General features: G+C 59.8%; 16 protein-coding genes. 5 read left to right on the top strand and 11 right to left on the bottom strand.

Going from position 1 to position 16,612, the window contains the following annotated elements; genetic code table 11:
• Positions 1–6: 6 nt before the first annotated feature.
• From ACN9MW_RS09595 to ACN9MW_RS09580, 4 genes are read left to right on the top strand one after another with little or no spacing between them, the layout of a single operon-like run.
• Positions 7–621: a hypothetical protein gene (locus ACN9MW_RS09595; RefSeq protein WP_426170271.1), complete on the top strand. Its 615-nt coding sequence runs from the start codon at positions 7–9 to the stop codon at positions 619–621.
• On the top strand, positions 618–1,877 hold the full coding sequence (locus tag ACN9MW_RS09590) for a hypothetical protein (RefSeq protein WP_426170269.1): 1,260 nt from the start codon (positions 618–620) through the stop codon (positions 1,875–1,877). The genes ACN9MW_RS09595 and ACN9MW_RS09590 overlap by 4 nt, the downstream gene beginning before the upstream one ends.
• The gene (locus tag ACN9MW_RS09585; RefSeq protein ID WP_426170268.1) at positions 1,874–2,365 is read left to right on the top strand and encodes a hypothetical protein; all 492 of its coding nucleotides are present in this window, start codon (positions 1,874–1,876) and stop codon (positions 2,363–2,365) included. The genes ACN9MW_RS09590 and ACN9MW_RS09585 overlap by 4 nt, the downstream gene beginning before the upstream one ends.
• Positions 2,358–3,422, top strand: coding sequence for a M949_RS01915 family surface polysaccharide biosynthesis protein (locus tag ACN9MW_RS09580; protein WP_426170265.1), 1,065 nt, complete (start codon positions 2,358–2,360; stop codon positions 3,420–3,422). Before ACN9MW_RS09585 ends, ACN9MW_RS09580 begins: the two co-directional genes overlap by 8 nt.
• Here the strand turns inward: ACN9MW_RS09580 and ACN9MW_RS09575 are convergent.
• From ACN9MW_RS09575 to ACN9MW_RS09565, 3 genes are all read right to left on the bottom strand, one after another.
• Positions 3,412–4,479 (bottom strand): acyltransferase family protein, encoded by a 1,068-nt coding sequence (locus tag ACN9MW_RS09575; RefSeq protein ID WP_426170263.1) that lies wholly within the window; start codon positions 4,477–4,479, stop codon positions 3,412–3,414. The two genes, ACN9MW_RS09580 and ACN9MW_RS09575, sit on opposite strands and share 11 nt — an antisense overlap.
• Complete coding sequence (locus ACN9MW_RS09570; RefSeq protein WP_426170261.1) at positions 4,476–5,414, bottom strand: glycosyl hydrolase; 939 nt, start codon at positions 5,412–5,414, stop codon at positions 4,476–4,478. The genes ACN9MW_RS09575 and ACN9MW_RS09570 overlap by 4 nt, the downstream gene beginning before the upstream one ends.
• A 70-nt stretch (positions 5,415–5,484) precedes the next feature.
• Positions 5,485–8,133, bottom strand: coding sequence for a TonB-dependent receptor (locus ACN9MW_RS09565; protein WP_426170258.1), 2,649 nt, complete (start codon positions 8,131–8,133; stop codon positions 5,485–5,487).
• A gap of 280 nt (positions 8,134–8,413) precedes the next feature.
• On the opposite strand from ACN9MW_RS09565, the gene ACN9MW_RS09560 reads away from it, so the two are divergent.
• On the top strand, positions 8,414–9,154 hold the full coding sequence (locus ACN9MW_RS09560; RefSeq protein ID WP_426170256.1) for a GntR family transcriptional regulator: 741 nt from the start codon (positions 8,414–8,416) through the stop codon (positions 9,152–9,154).
• A 3-nt stretch (positions 9,155–9,157) separates the two neighbouring features.
• On the opposite strand, the gene ACN9MW_RS09555 is transcribed toward ACN9MW_RS09560, so the two are convergent.
• The 8 genes from ACN9MW_RS09555 to rimM form a co-directional block, all read right to left on the bottom strand.
• The gene (locus tag ACN9MW_RS09555) at positions 9,158–9,952 is read right to left on the bottom strand and encodes a hypothetical protein (protein ID WP_426170253.1); all 795 of its coding nucleotides are present in this window, start codon (positions 9,950–9,952) and stop codon (positions 9,158–9,160) included.
• Positions 9,949–12,642, bottom strand: a complete 2,694-nt coding sequence (locus tag ACN9MW_RS09550; RefSeq protein WP_426170251.1) for a M16 family metallopeptidase — start codon at positions 12,640–12,642, stop codon at positions 9,949–9,951. Before ACN9MW_RS09550 ends, ACN9MW_RS09555 begins: the two co-directional genes overlap by 4 nt.
• 40 nt (positions 12,643–12,682) lie before the next feature.
• Entirely contained in the window at positions 12,683–12,988 is a 306-nt protein-coding gene (locus tag ACN9MW_RS09545; RefSeq protein WP_055936782.1) for a DUF3579 domain-containing protein, read from the bottom strand.
• An 82-nt stretch (positions 12,989–13,070) separates the two neighbouring features.
• Entirely contained in the window at positions 13,071–14,030 is a 960-nt protein-coding gene (locus ACN9MW_RS09540) for a CobD/CbiB family protein (protein ID WP_426170248.1), read from the bottom strand.
• Between the two features lie 44 nt (positions 14,031–14,074).
• Positions 14,075–14,737 (bottom strand): CoA pyrophosphatase, encoded by a 663-nt coding sequence (locus tag ACN9MW_RS09535; protein WP_426170246.1) that lies wholly within the window; start codon positions 14,735–14,737, stop codon positions 14,075–14,077.
• A 74-nt stretch (positions 14,738–14,811) separates the two neighbouring features.
• Complete coding sequence (gene rplS / locus ACN9MW_RS09530; RefSeq protein WP_426170243.1) at positions 14,812–15,192, bottom strand: 50S ribosomal protein L19; 381 nt, start codon at positions 15,190–15,192, stop codon at positions 14,812–14,814.
• A 105-nt stretch (positions 15,193–15,297) separates the two neighbouring features.
• Entirely contained in the window at positions 15,298–16,044 is a 747-nt protein-coding gene (trmD, locus tag ACN9MW_RS09525) for a tRNA (guanosine(37)-N1)-methyltransferase TrmD (protein WP_426170241.1), read from the bottom strand.
• A 14-nt stretch (positions 16,045–16,058) separates the two neighbouring features.
• The gene (gene rimM / locus ACN9MW_RS09520) at positions 16,059–16,601 is read right to left on the bottom strand and encodes a ribosome maturation factor RimM (protein ID WP_426170238.1); all 543 of its coding nucleotides are present in this window, start codon (positions 16,599–16,601) and stop codon (positions 16,059–16,061) included.
• Between the last annotated feature and the right edge of the window lie 11 nt (positions 16,602–16,612).

Genomic DNA, 16,612 nt, shown 5'->3' with positions numbered 1-16,612 from the left:
AACCTGATGCGCATGATCACAGTACTCGCTTGCTTCGCAGCTTTTTCTGCGCAAGCGACCGGGTTAAAAGACTTCGGTTGCGCGGCCGGCGCCAAGCAACAGCAGCCAGGAGCCTCCCTTTGCCTGCCTGGCAGGACACTGACGCTGGACTATCAGCCGAAAGCCCGCACTGTCAGCATCGCAGTCAACGGCCGCTCGCATACGGTAGAACGAATCGACATGAACTACGGCCCGGAATTGATCGGCATGGAAAGATACATCCGATTCCTGCCTTTGGCATTGCAGCCATACCTGTCACGCAATGTGGTCCTGTTCAATTCCGTGGTTCGCAGCAGCGGCGGCGAAGGCATGGGGCAGTGTGGATCGGGTGGCGAGATGTTCGTGAATGCCCTGAGCATCAGCGATGCGAAAGTCAAAGTGCTCGGCAAGGTGCAAGTCGAGAGCTGTTCTCGCTCGATTTTCCCCGATCATATGGAAAATGAGACGGCTTTCTCCGCATATTCCATCCGGGATGGCAGGCTGGCGGTCAAGTTCAGCAATTACCCGGAAGTCGAGGGCTCGCCAACTGGCATACTGTCCGACGATTTTCGCCAGTTTGAATTCTCGCAAACCGATCAATGAAGATCCAAGCCCATTTGACGTTTCTGCTGGCATGCCTGGCAGCTAGTCCCGCCTCGGCCGTAAACACCGCCGCGACCGAGACACTGCTGGTCTTTGATCATTCGCACCTGATCGCCACCACTTCCAACAAAGGCATTCGCGGGTCCTTCAGCATGACGCACCAGGTCCTGCATTTTTCCTGCAGCTTCCTGTTCAAGGAGACCGGCCGTCGAGCCAATTCTCCTATCGTCATTAATTCTTTTCCCATTCAGGATGGAAGCAAGGAAGATGACATCCCGGGCAGGGTTTGGGAGAAGAACGGAGAATGGATCATTCAGACCGACGAACCGCAGGCCGGTTGCGGTAGCGCCGCTGGAACTTTTGACAAAGGCCCGGACGACGACCATCCGACACGCTACACCATCTTGAAGAAGATGCCAGCCATCGGTATTCGCGTTGTTCTGAGAACGACAAAATTTAACGACAAAGATGGCGGCGCCATTAAGGAACGAAAGGGCTTGCTCGTTGCAGGCGACGTGGTCGCAGCCCTAGAAGGCGACGATTCCTATACGCGCGTTCGATACGTACACCCTGCAACCGCCAAAATCACAACTGCCTGGGTACGTACGCGCGACTTGGGCAATCCATTCACCGAAACCAGAAACATGGATCAAAGCGGCCCGGTCAACTTCGACAAAATGGACCCAAGGGAGCTTCCCACCACTGTTCCGATGTCGCCAGAACAGCGGGAGCATTTGACCCTCATTACGCAAACGATGCGTGAGGTGATCGAAAACAAGAGGCCACTGCAAGAATCCGATCCTGTGTTCGGTGAGGGGAGGTACTTTTGGCCGAAGAAGCCAGGAGCTCCCATCAAAACAGCACTGTGGTTCGGAGTGGAGAATTTTGGATTCAGGTCGATCTCCGTGGACTTTCATCGCAAGACTCCGAAGAGTACTTGGGAAAGCGCGACACTGTCCGTGCACCCGAGGAATTTCCCCATCGGTGTGTACAGTATGGGCTTGCCAAAGACGTTCTTCGCCGACCTGGTTTCGACCGGCTCCTTTCCCGAGAAACGGGAACACGAGCCGGTCACGAACGTGAACGTGTTTGAATTTGCGCTCCAGCGCAATGCGAACATCAAGTTCAGGTTTGAGGCAAGGCCAGACGTTTCCAGTGTGAGCGAAAAGTATCCACGCAGTTTTCACGCTCTAACGATTAGTGCCAGCCATGATAAGACTGAGGCAGTATTCAACCGGATCGGAATCCAGAATTGAAAACCCTGAATCGAATTCTCATTGCCGCCACCATCTTCCTCCTCTGCGGATGCTCCTTCGGAGACCCGAAGCCGCAGTCGGAAGACATTGCCGCGTTGCGCGCAATCGTCAATCTCCCGATGGAGGTCAAATCCGCCCGCTGGGAGATCTTTGGAACTCCCGACGACTCCGGCTGGGTGCCTGGCCCCACTGACTTCCACACCTTAATCGCGGAGCTGGAGCAGGAACAAGACTGGTTCAGCTCCCTCAAAGAGCCGGCCCGGGAAATTTTCATTGTTCCCGAAGCCGCGCGTCCCTGGCTCACCAGGGAATTTCGCGATCTCCTGAACAGGAACAAGAATTCGACAGCAATTCTCTCCAGCCGCGCCAATTGCAGAAAATATGTGACGACGGTCACGAAGTCTGGCCGAGAGCTTGTTGGCGTTGCCTGTAACTCTTCTGGAAAGATATTGGTGTATCTGCCCTTGGCCCCTCAAGTTCATGAATAATCTCCTGGGCCTTTTAATGGCCGCTTGCTGCACATCCGAAATCCCTGCCATGCTCAAGGAAGGCTTGAAGCCAAACGAGCAAGTCGTATCGTTGGTTCGCTACAGCGACCACCATGGCGACCATACGCTCCTGCTGACCGAACGGGAACTGGCGTCCAAAAGCGGTGCTGGAAAGGCCTTCAACCTTGCCGCCATGTCGTTCAACAAGAACGGGGCGCGGGAATGGATCGTCCGGGATGGCGCAGAGTGTCCCGCAGGTTCCGGAGCAAAGCCGACATTCTTCCCCAATGCCGCCCCGGTGACAGATCTTAATAACGATGGCACCGCAGAAGTAACCGTCGCATACAGCCTGACTTGTGGAACAGAGTCGGAGCCATCGGAAATCAAAGCCATCATGCGCCAGGGCGACGACAAGTACGCGATGCGGGGACAGGCACTTGTTTTCACGTCCGCCCAGCCGGTAAGCGGCGGAACGCCAAAGCCGGATGCCGCATTGCTGCTGCCGGAAAACGCGGCCTTCCTGGATCACCTGCGTAACATCTGGAACGAAACTTCCGGCAGCGTCGCACGCGAGAACGCGCCACGCTCCCCATTGCAGGAGCTGGAAGGCGAATACAGCCTTCATTCGTCACCAGACAAATGGGGCTATAACAAGGCGCACATCTCCATCAAAAGGCTGGATGACCGCCATGTGAAAATCCTGCTCGCCTGTGAATGGAAGCACACGCCGAAGGCTGCATGTGACGACTATTTTTTTGCAAAGTGGCACAACGACGGTGTCTATCTGCAGGACCGAAACACGACTGTCAGGCGCATTTACTTCAGTCCAGCGCCGCGCGAGATCGCCCTGGCCATGGTGAGCGTTGATGGACAACGCCTGTATAAGCTTGATTCGTTCAGGCCGGCCAGTGGCCCGCCAAGCGATGGAACGCTGTCCAGGCGACTGAAGCGCGCGCAGCAGATTTCCGTTAGTCCGGAAAACTTGCGAGTCTTCGGACCGTACAACGAATGGAAATATGAAAACAATCGCCTCGAGTTCGTGAAAACTACACCTTGATGTAGATTTTCCGTTTGTCCAGCCAATAGCCCACCAGCCAGCAGGCAAGCATGAAAAGCAGCGCAAACGCCAGCGAGGCGGCTCTAGGGCTGCCGACCGGCTCCAGCGCTGCGGCCAAGGGCGCGTAAGTGCCGGTTTTGTCCAGTGCTACCACAGCCACTTGCGACAGCATGTAGATGAACAGCGTGTTTTTGCCGAACACTTCGAAGAAGTAGGTCCAGCGCCTGGCGCCGCGTACTTCGATGATCCACGCTAGCGCCACCAGCACGAGCAGCGCGGTACCGGTCGACAGAAGCACGTAACTGCCAGTCCACAGTTTCTTATTGATCGGCAGCAGCGGAGCCCAGCACAGCGCCAATACCGACAGCACGACGCCAGCGCCGGCCAGCACACCGAGCGTTCGCACGGTCGCGCCATGCCCGCGCAGGTAGCGGCCTGCGAAATATCCCCCGATGACATTTACCGTGGCGGGCAAAGTTCCGAGCAGGCCTTCCGGATCGAAGGGAAGGCCCTCCCCTTGGTACAGGTGGCCTGCGCCAAATATCCAAAGGTCGACAGCCCGGCCTGCATTGCCTTCGAGGCTATAGTCACCAAACAGCGCCATGACCAGCCAGTGGCCGAGCAAAGCGACGACACTGAACACCACTGCACCACGCTCGCCGAGATAATGCAGCACCAGCGCGGCGATGCCGAAGCACAGGCCTATGCGCTGCAACACGCCCGGCAGGCGCACCTCGCTTAAAGGCCCGCCCAGCTTGGGCAATAGGCATAGCAGCAGGCCGAGGGCAACGATGGTAATGGTCCTCTTGGCAATCCTGGCCAGCACGGCCGCGCCACCCATGCCTTCATAGCGCGGAAGCGTGAACGCAAGCGCGTTACCAACGACGAACAGGAAACTCGGAAATACCCAATCAGTCAGCGTGAACCCGTGCCAGGGCGCATGCAACAAGGGAGAGTAGACGTGGCTCCAGTCACCCGGCGTATTCACGATAATCATCAACGCGACCGTCAGGCCGCGCAGGACGTCCAGAGACTGGTAACGGGCTGCGGCAGTCATTGTGAAGCCTCCCGCGGAATTGCCGCAGCCGGCGCCAGGATGCGCCGGTAGGAGCCCGCCGCTACGTTCGCCATCGAGCTGCAATTCGCTTCCGCCCCCTTGGACGGCTTGCCGCAAGGCTGGTCGCGGTCAAGCGACCAGAAATGGACTCCCGCCATGCCCATCTTGCGCACGGCAGTAACTGTGGCGCGCGCATCGTCCAGGGTGTAGACATTTTCCGCCACATCGTTCACACCAATCATGGGTGTCAGTTCAATCTGTGCGAACGGCACTTTGTACTTGTGATGTACATTTTGCGCGGCCTGGATGGCGGAAGCGGCCATATCGCAGCGGGCACGCCGCACTACGCATACTCTACGGCTGGCCGGCCCGAAATCCATCACCATCAGGTTCAGCACGTAATCCTGCACGCCATGCGTGCGCAAGGCGGCCAGCACCTGTTCTCCCGTTTCATTCAGGCTGCGCGCGCTGCCGTCCGAAGCGGCATGGGTGGCAATGGTGAAACTGAACCGCAGTTGCGGATGCGCCCTCTGCGCCAGGGCGATGCGCGCCACCAGCGAATCGATTTGCGCGGCCGTCTGGCCATGTTCGATATCGAAATCAAAGCCAATCAGCTGTGGCGACATATAGCGCGACACGAACAGCTCCATGCCCTCGTCAGTGGCGCAGGTGAAGATATTGCCCTGCCCTCCTGTCGAAACGATATAGCCAACGCCAGCCTGGACGAAGCGCGACACGTTGGCTGCTGCGACAGCGGCGCCGTCAACCTCGCCCCAACGCTCTTCGCCGCATTCGCCGCTTGCGAAGGCCCAGGTCTGGACGCCCTGCGCAGGATCCCACGGCGACAGGTATTTATAGGGGCTATGGACGACTGCCGGCGCCGCGACGGCAACAGTCGAGAAGGCGGCGAGCACCGCCAGCATTACTTTACGCATTCGAACTCCGGATACAAAAAAGGCAGGGCCCCGGAGGAACCCTGCCATAACACTCTCACATCGGGATCATTTACATCTTGCCGCGCACGCCGAAGAAGATCTGCTTGCCGTTCTTGTAGAACGCGCGTGGCTGGTCACGGGACGTTGCGTAGGACTTCAGGGTCGGATCGTTCAAGTCCTTGCCTTCCAACGACAGCGTGATGTTGTCGGTCAGGTTGTAGTTCAGGGCTGCGGACAGGGTGCCTACGTCATCCTGGTAGATTGCGCTGTTGCGGTCCAGGCCATTCAGGAAAGCCGAACGGTAGCTGTAGTTGATGCGCGCGCTGAACTTGCTGGTCTCGTAGAACACGCCCAGGTTATAGGAGTTCTTCGAAGTGCCGATCATGCTGCAGTCACCCAGGTCGGCACAGGCCGATTTCGGCGCTGCGGCGGTTTCCTTGCCGTCGGCATAGGTGTAGTTCGCGTTCAGGCCGAAACCGTTGCCCAGGTCCTGTACATACTGCAGTTCCACGCCACGTACACGGGCCTTGGTGTTCACTGCGGAGCTCATGTTGTAGGTGGTGATCTTGCCAACCGACTGGTTGAAGAAGTCAGCCTTCGAGGAACCGAAGGTCACGTAAGAACCCATGTTCATGTTGTAGATGTTCATGCCCAGCAGGGACTTCGGCATGAAGTACCATTCCAGGCCCACATCGACGTTGTTCGACATGATCGGGCGCAGGTTCGGGTTGCCGCCGGAACCGGAGAAGGTCAGGTCGTTCAGGCTCAGTGCACCCAGCGAACCGAAGTCTGGACGAGCCAGGGTACGGCTGGCGGCACCGCGCAGTTTCAGGTCCGGCGTCAGGTTGGTGTACAGGTTGATGCTTGGCAGGAAGTCGTTATAGGTGTTGGAGCTGTGGGTCGGGTTCCACACATTGTTCGGCGAACCGTTGTCGACGTCGATCTTGGTCTTCACGAAGCGCACGCCGACGTTACCGCCGAAGTTGCCGAACTCCAGGTCACCCATCACGTAGGCTGCCGTGGCCTTTTCCTTGATCAGGAATTCGCTCTGATAGGCGTGGTTGGCGAAGCTGACATACTTGTCGCCCCAGGCCTTCATCGACTCGGCATCGAAGGTCCACGCATTGCTCAGCAGGTTAGGCAGAGGGCTGCTCGGGAAGCTGGTCAAGCCGGTAGGACGGTTGGCCAGCTGCGAACCTGCAGCTGCAACGGTACCGCCCAGCCAGGTCAGGGAGCGCTCGTGGTTCGCGTTGCGCACGCCGAAATGCAGGGTTGGCACGCCATTCCACTGGGTCTTGTACTGGCCGTCGATCTGGCCGTAGGTTTCCTTGTCTTTCGCGGTCACGTCGGAAGCCCAGCCACCGAAGAAGTCGGCGCCGGTACGCGGGTTGAAGGTGCCGGCGTTATCCACGGTCACGGTGGCTGGCGAATCCAGGCCGTGGGTGGTCAGGCTGCTGCCCGAATAAGCCAGCCAGGCTTCGTAGCCGTAGTCGCGGGCGTAGCCGGTGCCGCGGGTGGTGCCGATCTGGCCCTTGAATTTCAGGTCCTGGGTAGGACGGTAGTTGAAGTCGAAGTTGACGAACTTCGAATCGCTATAGGAGCCAGGACGGGCAATGATGTCTTGCACCGACGGGCCCATCTTCGAGCAGTCCGCCACCGGGCAGGTGCTTGGGAAGGTGATCGAAGTGATGGTGTCGCCGGTGACGGTCCACTTGGAAGGAATCACGCCGCCCACGCCGGACCAGTTGTTGGTCAGCGGCTGGTATGGCGCCAGCATGAAGTTGGCGTTGATATTGTCCGCATCCAGGCGGGTGTAGAAGCCGTTGATGTCGAAGTCAAACTCCTTGTTGACCTTGACCTGCACGTCGATCATGCCGCCCTTGCGCTCGCGCTCCTGGTTGAACATGGCGGTACCGGTCAGCAGGGAGATGTACTTGCCTTCCACTTCAGGATTGGCGGCCACCCACTGCGGCGCATAGCCTGCGCTCAGCTTGTCCCACCACAGGAATTCCTGGCCGATGCGGCGCAGGGTACGCTTTTCATCGAACAGCTGGACCAGCACGCCCACGTTGTTCTGTTCATTTTTCCAGTTGCCCAGAGCGCTGAACTGCGCATCGGTCTTCTTGGAGCCTTCGCTGTACACGCCGGTCACGGCGCCCATCAGGGTCAGCGGATCCTTGAAGCTCAGAGGCTTGCGGGTTTCAATGTCGACGTTGCCGGATGCGCCGCCTTCGATCAGGTTGGCCTGCGAAGATTTGTGCACGGTCACGCGGCCGATCAGCTCCGATGGGAACATCGAGTAGCTGACGGAGCGGCCACCATTGGTGATGTTGGAGATGTACCAGTCGCCGCTCGACACGGTGTGGCCATTCAGGGTGGTCAGCGCCAGGTTGGAGGGAGTGCCCTTCAGGCTGACGCGGTCGTTCTCGCCGAAGCCGCCTTCCGAACCGCCGGCCGTGGCAACCGATACGCCCGGCACGCGCTGCAGCGAGTCGGCCACGCTCTTGTCCGGCATCTTGCCCACGTCTTCAGCGGTAATCACTTCAACCAGCGAGTCGGCGTTGCGCTTCTGGTTGATCGATTGTGCCAGTGCGGCACGCACGCCGGTCACGATCACGACGTTCTGCTCGGCCGGAGCAGCCTGCTGTGCTTGCGCCATGCCGGTGGTGGCGGTCAGGATGGCGACTGCAGTCGCGATCGGTGTCATATTGCGGTTCATTTACTCCCCCTAAGTATGGGCTGTCTCAAAGCCCGGTCTGTTGTTACCAGTTTCTAAAACCACGTTCAAACCAATTGGACGCCAATATACCCCGATTGAATACCAGAACACTACCAATTTGCATATTTTTTTCATATGTTGTACTGAAAAGACATACCACTTTGGCCAGAAAGCCCTGCTGTTAGCGCTATCCAAGGAGGGAGCCGGATGCAGGTGGCAGCATACCGCTGGTCATAAGGTCTTTTTTTGGTATTATCAGCCGCACACAAAGGGAGACTAAATGGCATCGCTCGCGCAGATCATGCAAGACCTGGTGCAGACCAGTAGCCAGCCGCTTTACCAGCTTCTGCAACGCGCCTTGCGTGAAGCGATCAACCTGCATGTGTTCGGCCCCGACGAGGCCCTGCCTGCCGAACGTGTGCTGGCGGCCGACCTGAATATCTCCCGCATCACAGTACGCAAGGCCATCGACGGCCTGGTGGACGAAGGCTTGCTCGTGCGGCGGCCAGGTTCCGGCAATTTCATCAACACCCGCATTGAAAAGAACTTCGCCAAGCTGACGTCCTTCTCGGAGGATATGCGTTCGCGCGGCCGTACCCCGCGCAGCGTGTGGCTGAAGAAATCGGAAGGCACGGTAACGCCGGAAGAGGCGCTGCGCCTGCGGCTTAGCCCGGGCGCACCGGTCTACCGCTATCACCGCATCCGCTTTGCGGACGAAGTGCCGATGTGCGTCGAGTACGCGACCATCGTTGCCGATGCGCTGCCGTCGCTGGAATCAGTGGATGTGTCGATGTACGAGGCGCTGGAAGCGGCGGGCCACAGGCCGGTACGCGCGCTGCAGCGCCTGTCCGCCCTGTTGCTGACAGGCGAACAGGCCAAGCTGCTGCAGGCCAAGGAAGGCGACGCCGGCCTGGCCGTCGAACGCCTTGGCTTCCTGCGCGATGGCCGCGCAGTGGAATTCTGCCGCTCGATCTTCCGCGGCGATATGTACGATTTCGTGGCGGAGCTCAGCACGCCCTGATGCTCAGCAACCGCCGCCGTCCTGGGAGTGAACCGCCACCCATTTGCCGCCCTGCCGTTTCAGTATGCTGTAGAACCAGGACTCATAAGCGCTGCCGGAAATCACGACTTCATCCACGCCATCCGCATCAAGGTCCAGGTGTTCCAGGTACTTCTTGTTCGCCTTTTCCGCCTCGCCATGAGGACCGACGTAAGAGTCTTCATACACCATTGAAAATTCCCCGCCCGCCCGCTTTTCAGCCAGGAAGAACAGGGTCACCATCTGGTTCGCATCGATATTGTCGTAGTTGATCGATACCGCCACGGCCTGGCCGGCGTCGTTCGCCTCCAGTGTCTTTAATGCGGCAATACGATCTTTGCGCTTGACGCCGTGCTTTTCCATCCACGCACTGGCAAGCTGGGAAAGCCCTCGCAGGTCTGTCGGCGTCAAGGCAATTTCAGGACGTGCCGGCCGCAAGGTCAATGGCCGCGATGTGGCCAGGCCGCTGCCCGGCACCTCACTGCCGGCCAGTGGCGCGAGGGCCAGGCTTTCGCCATCGCTGCAGCCGCTGTCGTCAGGGCTTGCTGCCGCCCCGACCTTGACCTTGCCCGCATGCCGGGCGCCGAGATAGACATGCAGTGAGCGCGGCGGCTTGCCCGTTTCGTCGTCGCCCAGGCTCAGGGACTCGAAACCGCCGGAAACGATGCGCGCAAGCGGCGCAGCGTTTCCGTCCGGCTTGATCAGGTATAACTGGTTCGGAGGACCGGCCAGCGCAGTGCCCGCCGCCAGCGCCAGTATCAATGCAAGCGCCCTTTTCATCGCTTGGCTTTCGATGCGTCGCTGGCGATCACCACCGACAGCTTGGCAGGATCGATATGCTTGCGGAAGGCCGCGCTCACCTGCTCCGCAGTCAACACCTTCAGCTTCGCCTCATACTCCTTGCTCCACACGAAAGTGCGATCCAGGTAGCGGAAGTGCGACCAGGCGCCAGCCACCACGTCATCCTTCGAACGGTTCTGCACGCGCTGCTGCATCAGGCCCGATTTGGCGCCTGCCACTTCGGCAGCGGTGAAGCCGCTCTTCACGGCGCGCTCCAGTTCCTGGCGAACGGCAGCTTCCAGCTTGACCATGTTCTGCGGCGCTGCGATCGCTTCAATGGTCAAGCCGCCCGCATCGTCGCGGTCGCCCGCATCGAGGGACGAGCCGCCGCCGTAGGACAAGCCTTCCTTCTGGCGAATCCGGTCCATCAGGCGCGACTTCAGGCCGCCATTGCCGAAGATGTAGTTCGCCACCTCCAGTGCGGCGTAGTCCGGGTCATCCGTGCGCAGCGGGATGTTGATGCGCGCCGCGAACATGCCGTTTTCCTTGTCCGGTGCATCCAGCGTGATGCGGGTCGGCGCCTTCTCGACATGCTTGTCCAGGATCGGCGTGTAAGCGGCCTTGCTTTGCCAGCCCGCCAGTTCCTCGCTCGCCACCTTGACCAGTTCAGCCTTGTCGAAATCCCCTACCACCGACAGCTCGCCGCGCGAGGTGCCGTAGAACTCGGCGTGGTAAGCCTTCACATCGGCCAGCTTCATCGCCTTGACCGCCTCGACCTGTTCGTCGAGCGTCATCACGCTGCGCGGATCGCCTTTCGGCCAATGGTCGAAGTATTCGGCCAGCTTCCTGCCGGCCATCGCCTGCGGGTCGTTGCGCGAAGCCTCGATGCCGACGATCCATTGCTGGCGCATCTGCTCGAACTCCGTCTCGGGGAATGAAGCGTCTTTCAGCACATGCGCCACCAGGCGCAGCGCGGCAGGCAGGTGCTCGCGCGTCGTTTCAAAGTGGTACAGCGAACCGCTCATCTTCAGCTTCGACATCGCATCGGCCAGTTGCGCACGCGAATATTTGCTGGTGCCGCGCGCCAGCATCTGGTCCGCTGCCGCCGACAGCATCTGCTTGCCGAACTGGTTCTTTTCGTCGCCCCAATGGAGTCGCATGTCCAACGCCACGGTCTCGCCGCGATTCTTCTTCGGCAGCAGCGCCAGCTTCAGATTGCCGATTTCCTTGAGCTCCGTGCGCGCCATGATGTTGTCCTGGCTCGGATCGAAATTCTCGGACGTCAGTGCGCTAGCCTTGCCCTTGTAGTCCTTGAGCAGTTCGGCCGCCGTCGGCGCCGCGCCGATTTCCGCGCGCTGAGGCGCGTCGTCAGGAACGAAGGTACCGACAGTGCGGTTATCGCGCTTCATGTAGCGCCCTGCCGCTTCTGCGACCTGCGCCGAAGTGATGGACGCGAGTCCATCGCGGCCCTGGAACAGCAGCCGCCAGTCTCCCAGAGCAATATGGTCGCTCAGGGCCACGCCCACCTGCTGCGGATTGTTCAGCGCCTTTTCAATCGAGTTGCTGTATTCGCGGCGCGTGCGCTCCATTTCCTCTTCGGTCGGCGGCGCCTTGGCAAAGCCCTCCACTGCGGCAATCAGCTCATCGCGCACCGACCCGATCGGCTGCCCCATCTTCACCACGGCGCCGAACACTTGGAGGCTTGGCGCAATGCCGGGCTGGGTCATGGCAAACACCTGTGCCGCCTTGCCGGTTTCGACCAGCTGCTTGTGCAGGCGGCCGTTTGGCGTGTCGCCCAGCACCTGGCCCATGAAGGCCAGCGGATCGGCGTCGTTATGCAGGCCCGATGGAATCTTGTAGCCCACCAGGACGATCTGCACGTCGCCCTTGCGGTGCACTGCGTACTGGCGCTCGCCGTCCTGGGTCGGCTCCACGGTCCAGAATTGCGGCAGCTTGCGCTTCGGCTTCGGGATCGCGCCGAAAGTCTTGCTGATCCAGGCCAGCGTTTGCGAAGGATCGAACTTGCCTGCCACCAGCAGCACCGCGTTATCCGGCTGGTAGTAGGTGCGATAGAAGGCTTGCAGGTTCTCGATCTTGACGTTCTCGATATCGCTGCGGTTGCCGATGGTGGAACGACCGTAGCTATGCCAGTCGTAAGCAATGCTTTCCAGGCGCTTGTACAGCACTTCGAACGGGCTGTTCTCGCCGCTCTCGTACTCGTTGCGCACCACGGTCATTTCCGAATCCAGGTCCTTCTTGGCGATGAAGGATTTGGTCATGCGCTCAGCTTCCATGTCCAGCGCCCACTTCAGGTTTTCCGGGCTGGCCTGGAATACTTCGTAGTAGTTGGTGCGGTCCAGCGAAGTGGTGCCGTTGAATTCCATGCCGCGTTCGGAGAACTGCTGCGGGATATTGCGATGGTTAGGCGCGCCCTTGAACATCAGGTGCTCCAGCAAGTGCGCCATGCCGGTCTCGCCATAGTTCTCATGGCGCGAGCCGACCAGGTAGGTAACGTTGACGGTCACCGTCGGTTTCGATGCATCGGGGAACAGCAGGACTTTGAGCCCGTTGGGCAGGCGGTATTCGGTGATGCCTTCGACCGAAGGGCCTTTGGCGACACCGGCGGGCAAGGTCTGGGCGAAAGCTGAAGAAGCGGTCAGCAGCAGCGCTGCGACGTATTTGATTTGCATGGGGTTCTGCTCATGTTGGCAAAACCCTATCCTACGACACTTAAGCTTTTTCGTCAGGTATCAGACAAGCCTCGACGACCTGCAGCTTGTTATCCTTGGCGAATTCCTTAACGAAGTTATAAGCCATCGGCTGGATTTCGCGCAGGCCTTCGTTGACGACGACGGCCTTGATGCCATTGACGACGGTCGGCGTGACGTAAGGCGAGAACTGCAGGTGGGCGTGGCGGCCGCCAGAGCCTTCCGGGCGGAAGCACGCCAGCACGCCGGCCAGTCGTTCCGCCCAGTCGCTTGGACGGAATTGTTTGCCGTCGGTCGTAAGCCCAAGAATGAAGAACTCGCTGGCCATATACCTGAAACCCGGTTGCTGTAAGGAACCCCAGTATTATATCTTATAGAAGACTTGAACGGGGCTCCGGGTTCAGGTCATTTTAGCCGAGCCACACCGCTCCGGACAGCAACAGCAGCAGCATCATCCACAGCAACAACGCGCGCCATACCAGGCCGACCGTGCTTTGCAGGGCGCGCACGCCCGGCTCGTCGCCCGGCAGCTGGTCCACTTCCATGTCGCTGATATCCACGGTCGCCGCATCGGACGGGATGATCTTGGCCGCATTTTCATTCGGGGTACCGAGGCGCACCCCCATGGCGCCGCCGCCGGCCGACAGGATGATGCCGATCGCCTCATCCTTCCAGCGGTGGGCGAAATTGCGCCAGGCGTAGATCGCGTCTTCAAAATTGCCGACCACGGCGAAAGCTACGGCAGTCAGGCGCGCCGGGACCCAGTCGATCCAGTAGAAGGCCTTGGCGGCAAAGATGCCGAAAGCTTCCTGGCGCATGTGTTCCGGCTCGTTCCAGGCGCGCGCCAGGTATTCGGATACGCGGTACAGGATGGCGCCGCAAGGACCGAGCGGCATCAGGAACCAGAAGAACACGCCGAATACATTGCGGTGGGTAGTGACCAGCGCTTTTTCCACGGCGATGCGGGAAATCTCGGTCAGCTCCATGCCGACGGTGTCGATCTTGCACCACTCTGCGAGCAGCGCACGCGCCTGGCTCTCGTCGCCCGCGTTCAGCGCGAGCTGGATCGACGTGAAGTAATGGCTGTAATGGCGAAAGCCCAGTGTCAGGTAAACAATCAGCACATTCCAGGCAAAGGCAGCCAGTATCAGGTTATAGCGCAGCAACAGCCAGTACACCAGGCCGGCCGGCAGCGTCAGCGCGCCAACCAGCAGGAACCAGCCTATGCGGCCGTGGCTCGCATGCCCGGCATTGAACCACTGCTCCATGCGTACGGCCAGGCGCTTGAATTCAGCCCAGATCGGGTTGTCCGCTCGCAGGGGCTTCAGTTGCTCAAACAGCAAGGCCACGAGAATGGAGAGAAAAGTCATCTAAATCCTTTGATTAGCAGTACCACAATGCCCGCTACGATAGCTTATGCGCGCAAGAAATGAAACAGGTTGCGCAGCATGCCGGCCGTTGCGCCCCAGATAAAATAGTTCTGGTATGGCATTGCGTAAAAAGTGCGGCGGCCATTCGGAAGTTCGGCCGCCAGGCGCTGGTGGTTGGCGCCATCCATCAGGAACTGGAACGGCACCTCGAAGATCTCCGCCACCTCGAACGGATCGGCCTTCAGTTCGAACGGCGGCGTCACCAGCCCCACCACCGGGGTCACTGCATAGCCGGTGCCGGTGTAATACAAGGGCAGCGTGCCGATCACGTCGATATGGCGGCGATCCAGGCCAATCTCCTCCTCGGTTTCGCGCAGCGCCGTGTCGATCGCATCCGCATCGGCAGGCTCGGCACGGCCGCCGGGAAACGCCACCTGCCCTGCATGATCGTTCAAATGCGCCGTGCGCATCGTCAGCAGCAGGTAGACGCCGTCCTCGCGCAGCACCAAGGGCACCAGCACGGAAGCCGGTGTCGGCTCGCCGCGATGCAGGCCAAGCGGCGGCTCGGATGGTTCGGGCGTCCATTCCGGCGGCTGCGCAAAACGCTGGCGCAGCCAATCCGGCGCAAGATGCTCCAGCAGCACCGCGGCTTCGCCGGCAATCGCTTCAATCGGTAGCTGAGTCGGGTCGAAAGGTGTTTTTGGCATAGGCGGCATTGTACCAAGCTGAAAAAAAAGGACGCCCGAAGGCGTCCTTTCCGAATCCGATACCGGGGTATGGATTACGCTGCGGTTGCCGCAACTTTGCGGTTTGGCAGTTTTTCCTTGATACGTGCGGACTTGCCCGAACGCTCACGCAGGTAGTACAGCTTGGCGCGGCGAACGTCACCACGACGCTTCACTTCGATCGAAGCGATCAGTGGGGAGTACAGCTGGAAGGTACGCTCAACGCCTTCGCCGGACGAGATTTTACGAACGATGAAGTTCGAGTTCAGGCCACGGTTACGACGGGCGATAACAACGCCTTCGTAAGCCTGGGCGCGCTTGCGGGTGCCTTCGACTACGTTCACGTTGACAACCACGGTATCGCCAGGGGCGAACTCAGGGATGTTCTTGCCCAGGCGAGCGATTTCTTCTTGTTCCAGTTGCTGGATCAGGTTCATTTTAAAACTCCTATTACCATCTTGCCGGCGCCAAAAAGATGCCCGGTAGAGGATGGGGTTGAAACACGGCAGGCAACATGCCTGCCACGGTACTACAACGGGTTTTTATAAACCCGTCAAAAACTTTTCGTCCTTCTTCGAGAGCAGGCCGGCTTCGCGGGCCTTCACCAGCAGGTCGGGACGCTTGCGCGCCGTCGCCTCCAGCATGCGCTCGCGGCGCCACTTCTCGATCTCGGCGTGGTTACCGCCCAACAGCACGGGCGGCACGGCCTCGCCTTCATAAATTTCTGGCCGCGTATAGTGCGGCGAATCCAGCAAGCCGTTGACGAAGGAGTCTTCGACTGCGGAGGCATCGGTATTCAGCACGCCTGGCAGCTGGCGCACCACGGCATCCATCAGGGCCATGGCAGGCAGCTCGCCGCCGGACAGCACGAAATCGCCGAGGCTGATTTCTTCATCGACGCAGCGGTCCAGCAAACGCTGGTCCACCGCTTCGTAACGGCCGCACAGGATCACGAGGCCGGGCTCCTGCTTCAGCTGCATCACGCGTTCGTGCGTCAGCTGCTTGCCTTGCGGCGACATGTACACCACGCGCGGCGCCGGCAGGCCGGAAACCACCTGGCGCTGCTTCGCGGCCGCGATGGTGTGTTCCAGCGGCTTGGCCAGCATCACCATCCCCGGGCCGCCGCCGTATGGGCGGTCATCCACGGTGCGGTGGTTGTCGGTGGTGAAATCGCGCGGATTCCACAACGACAGGCCCCAGCGCTTCTGCTCGAACGCGCGGCGGGTCACGCCGGACTGCGTCAAGGCAGCGAACATCTCAGGGAACAGGGTAATGACGTCGAATTGCATTGTGCGGTTCCGGATTAGTAATCCAGGCCCCAGTCCACGATGATCTGCTTCGCGTCCTTGTCCACCTTGATAACAAACTGGCTTACAAACGGGATCAGGCGCTCTTGCGCCTTACCTTCGGCCTCGTACTCGACGCGCAGGATGGACTGAGGTCCGTTGCTCATCATGTCCGCGACCGTGCCAAGGCTCTCGCCTTGTTGATTCTGAACTGCCAGGCCGATCAGGTCGCCCCAGTAGTATTCATCGTCTTCCAGCTGCGGGAAATCGGCGCGCGACACGAACACCGATGCACCCTTCAGCGCTTCTGCTTCGTTACGGTCCGTCATCCCGACGATCGTGGTGACCACGTCGCCACCATGCAGCTTAGCCCGCTTGACTTCAACGTCACGCAGGCTTGGCTTGTCGAGCCACCAGGTGGTGGCATGCAGCAGCGCATCTGCTTCGGTGGAGAAGGGTCGGACACGGACCCCGCCGGTGATGCCGTAGGCACCAGAAACAAAGCCAACCTGAACCAGGTCAGCCGGGGCTTGCGCCCCAGATGCGGTCTTGCTGCTCAAAACTTGAAGCT

Origin of the sequence: Pseudoduganella sp. R-34 (assembly GCF_049904655.1) — a bacterium.
Lineage (GTDB): Bacteria > Pseudomonadota > Gammaproteobacteria > Burkholderiales > Burkholderiaceae_D > Rugamonas.
This window is presented reverse-complemented; position numbering and strand designations above follow the sequence as displayed.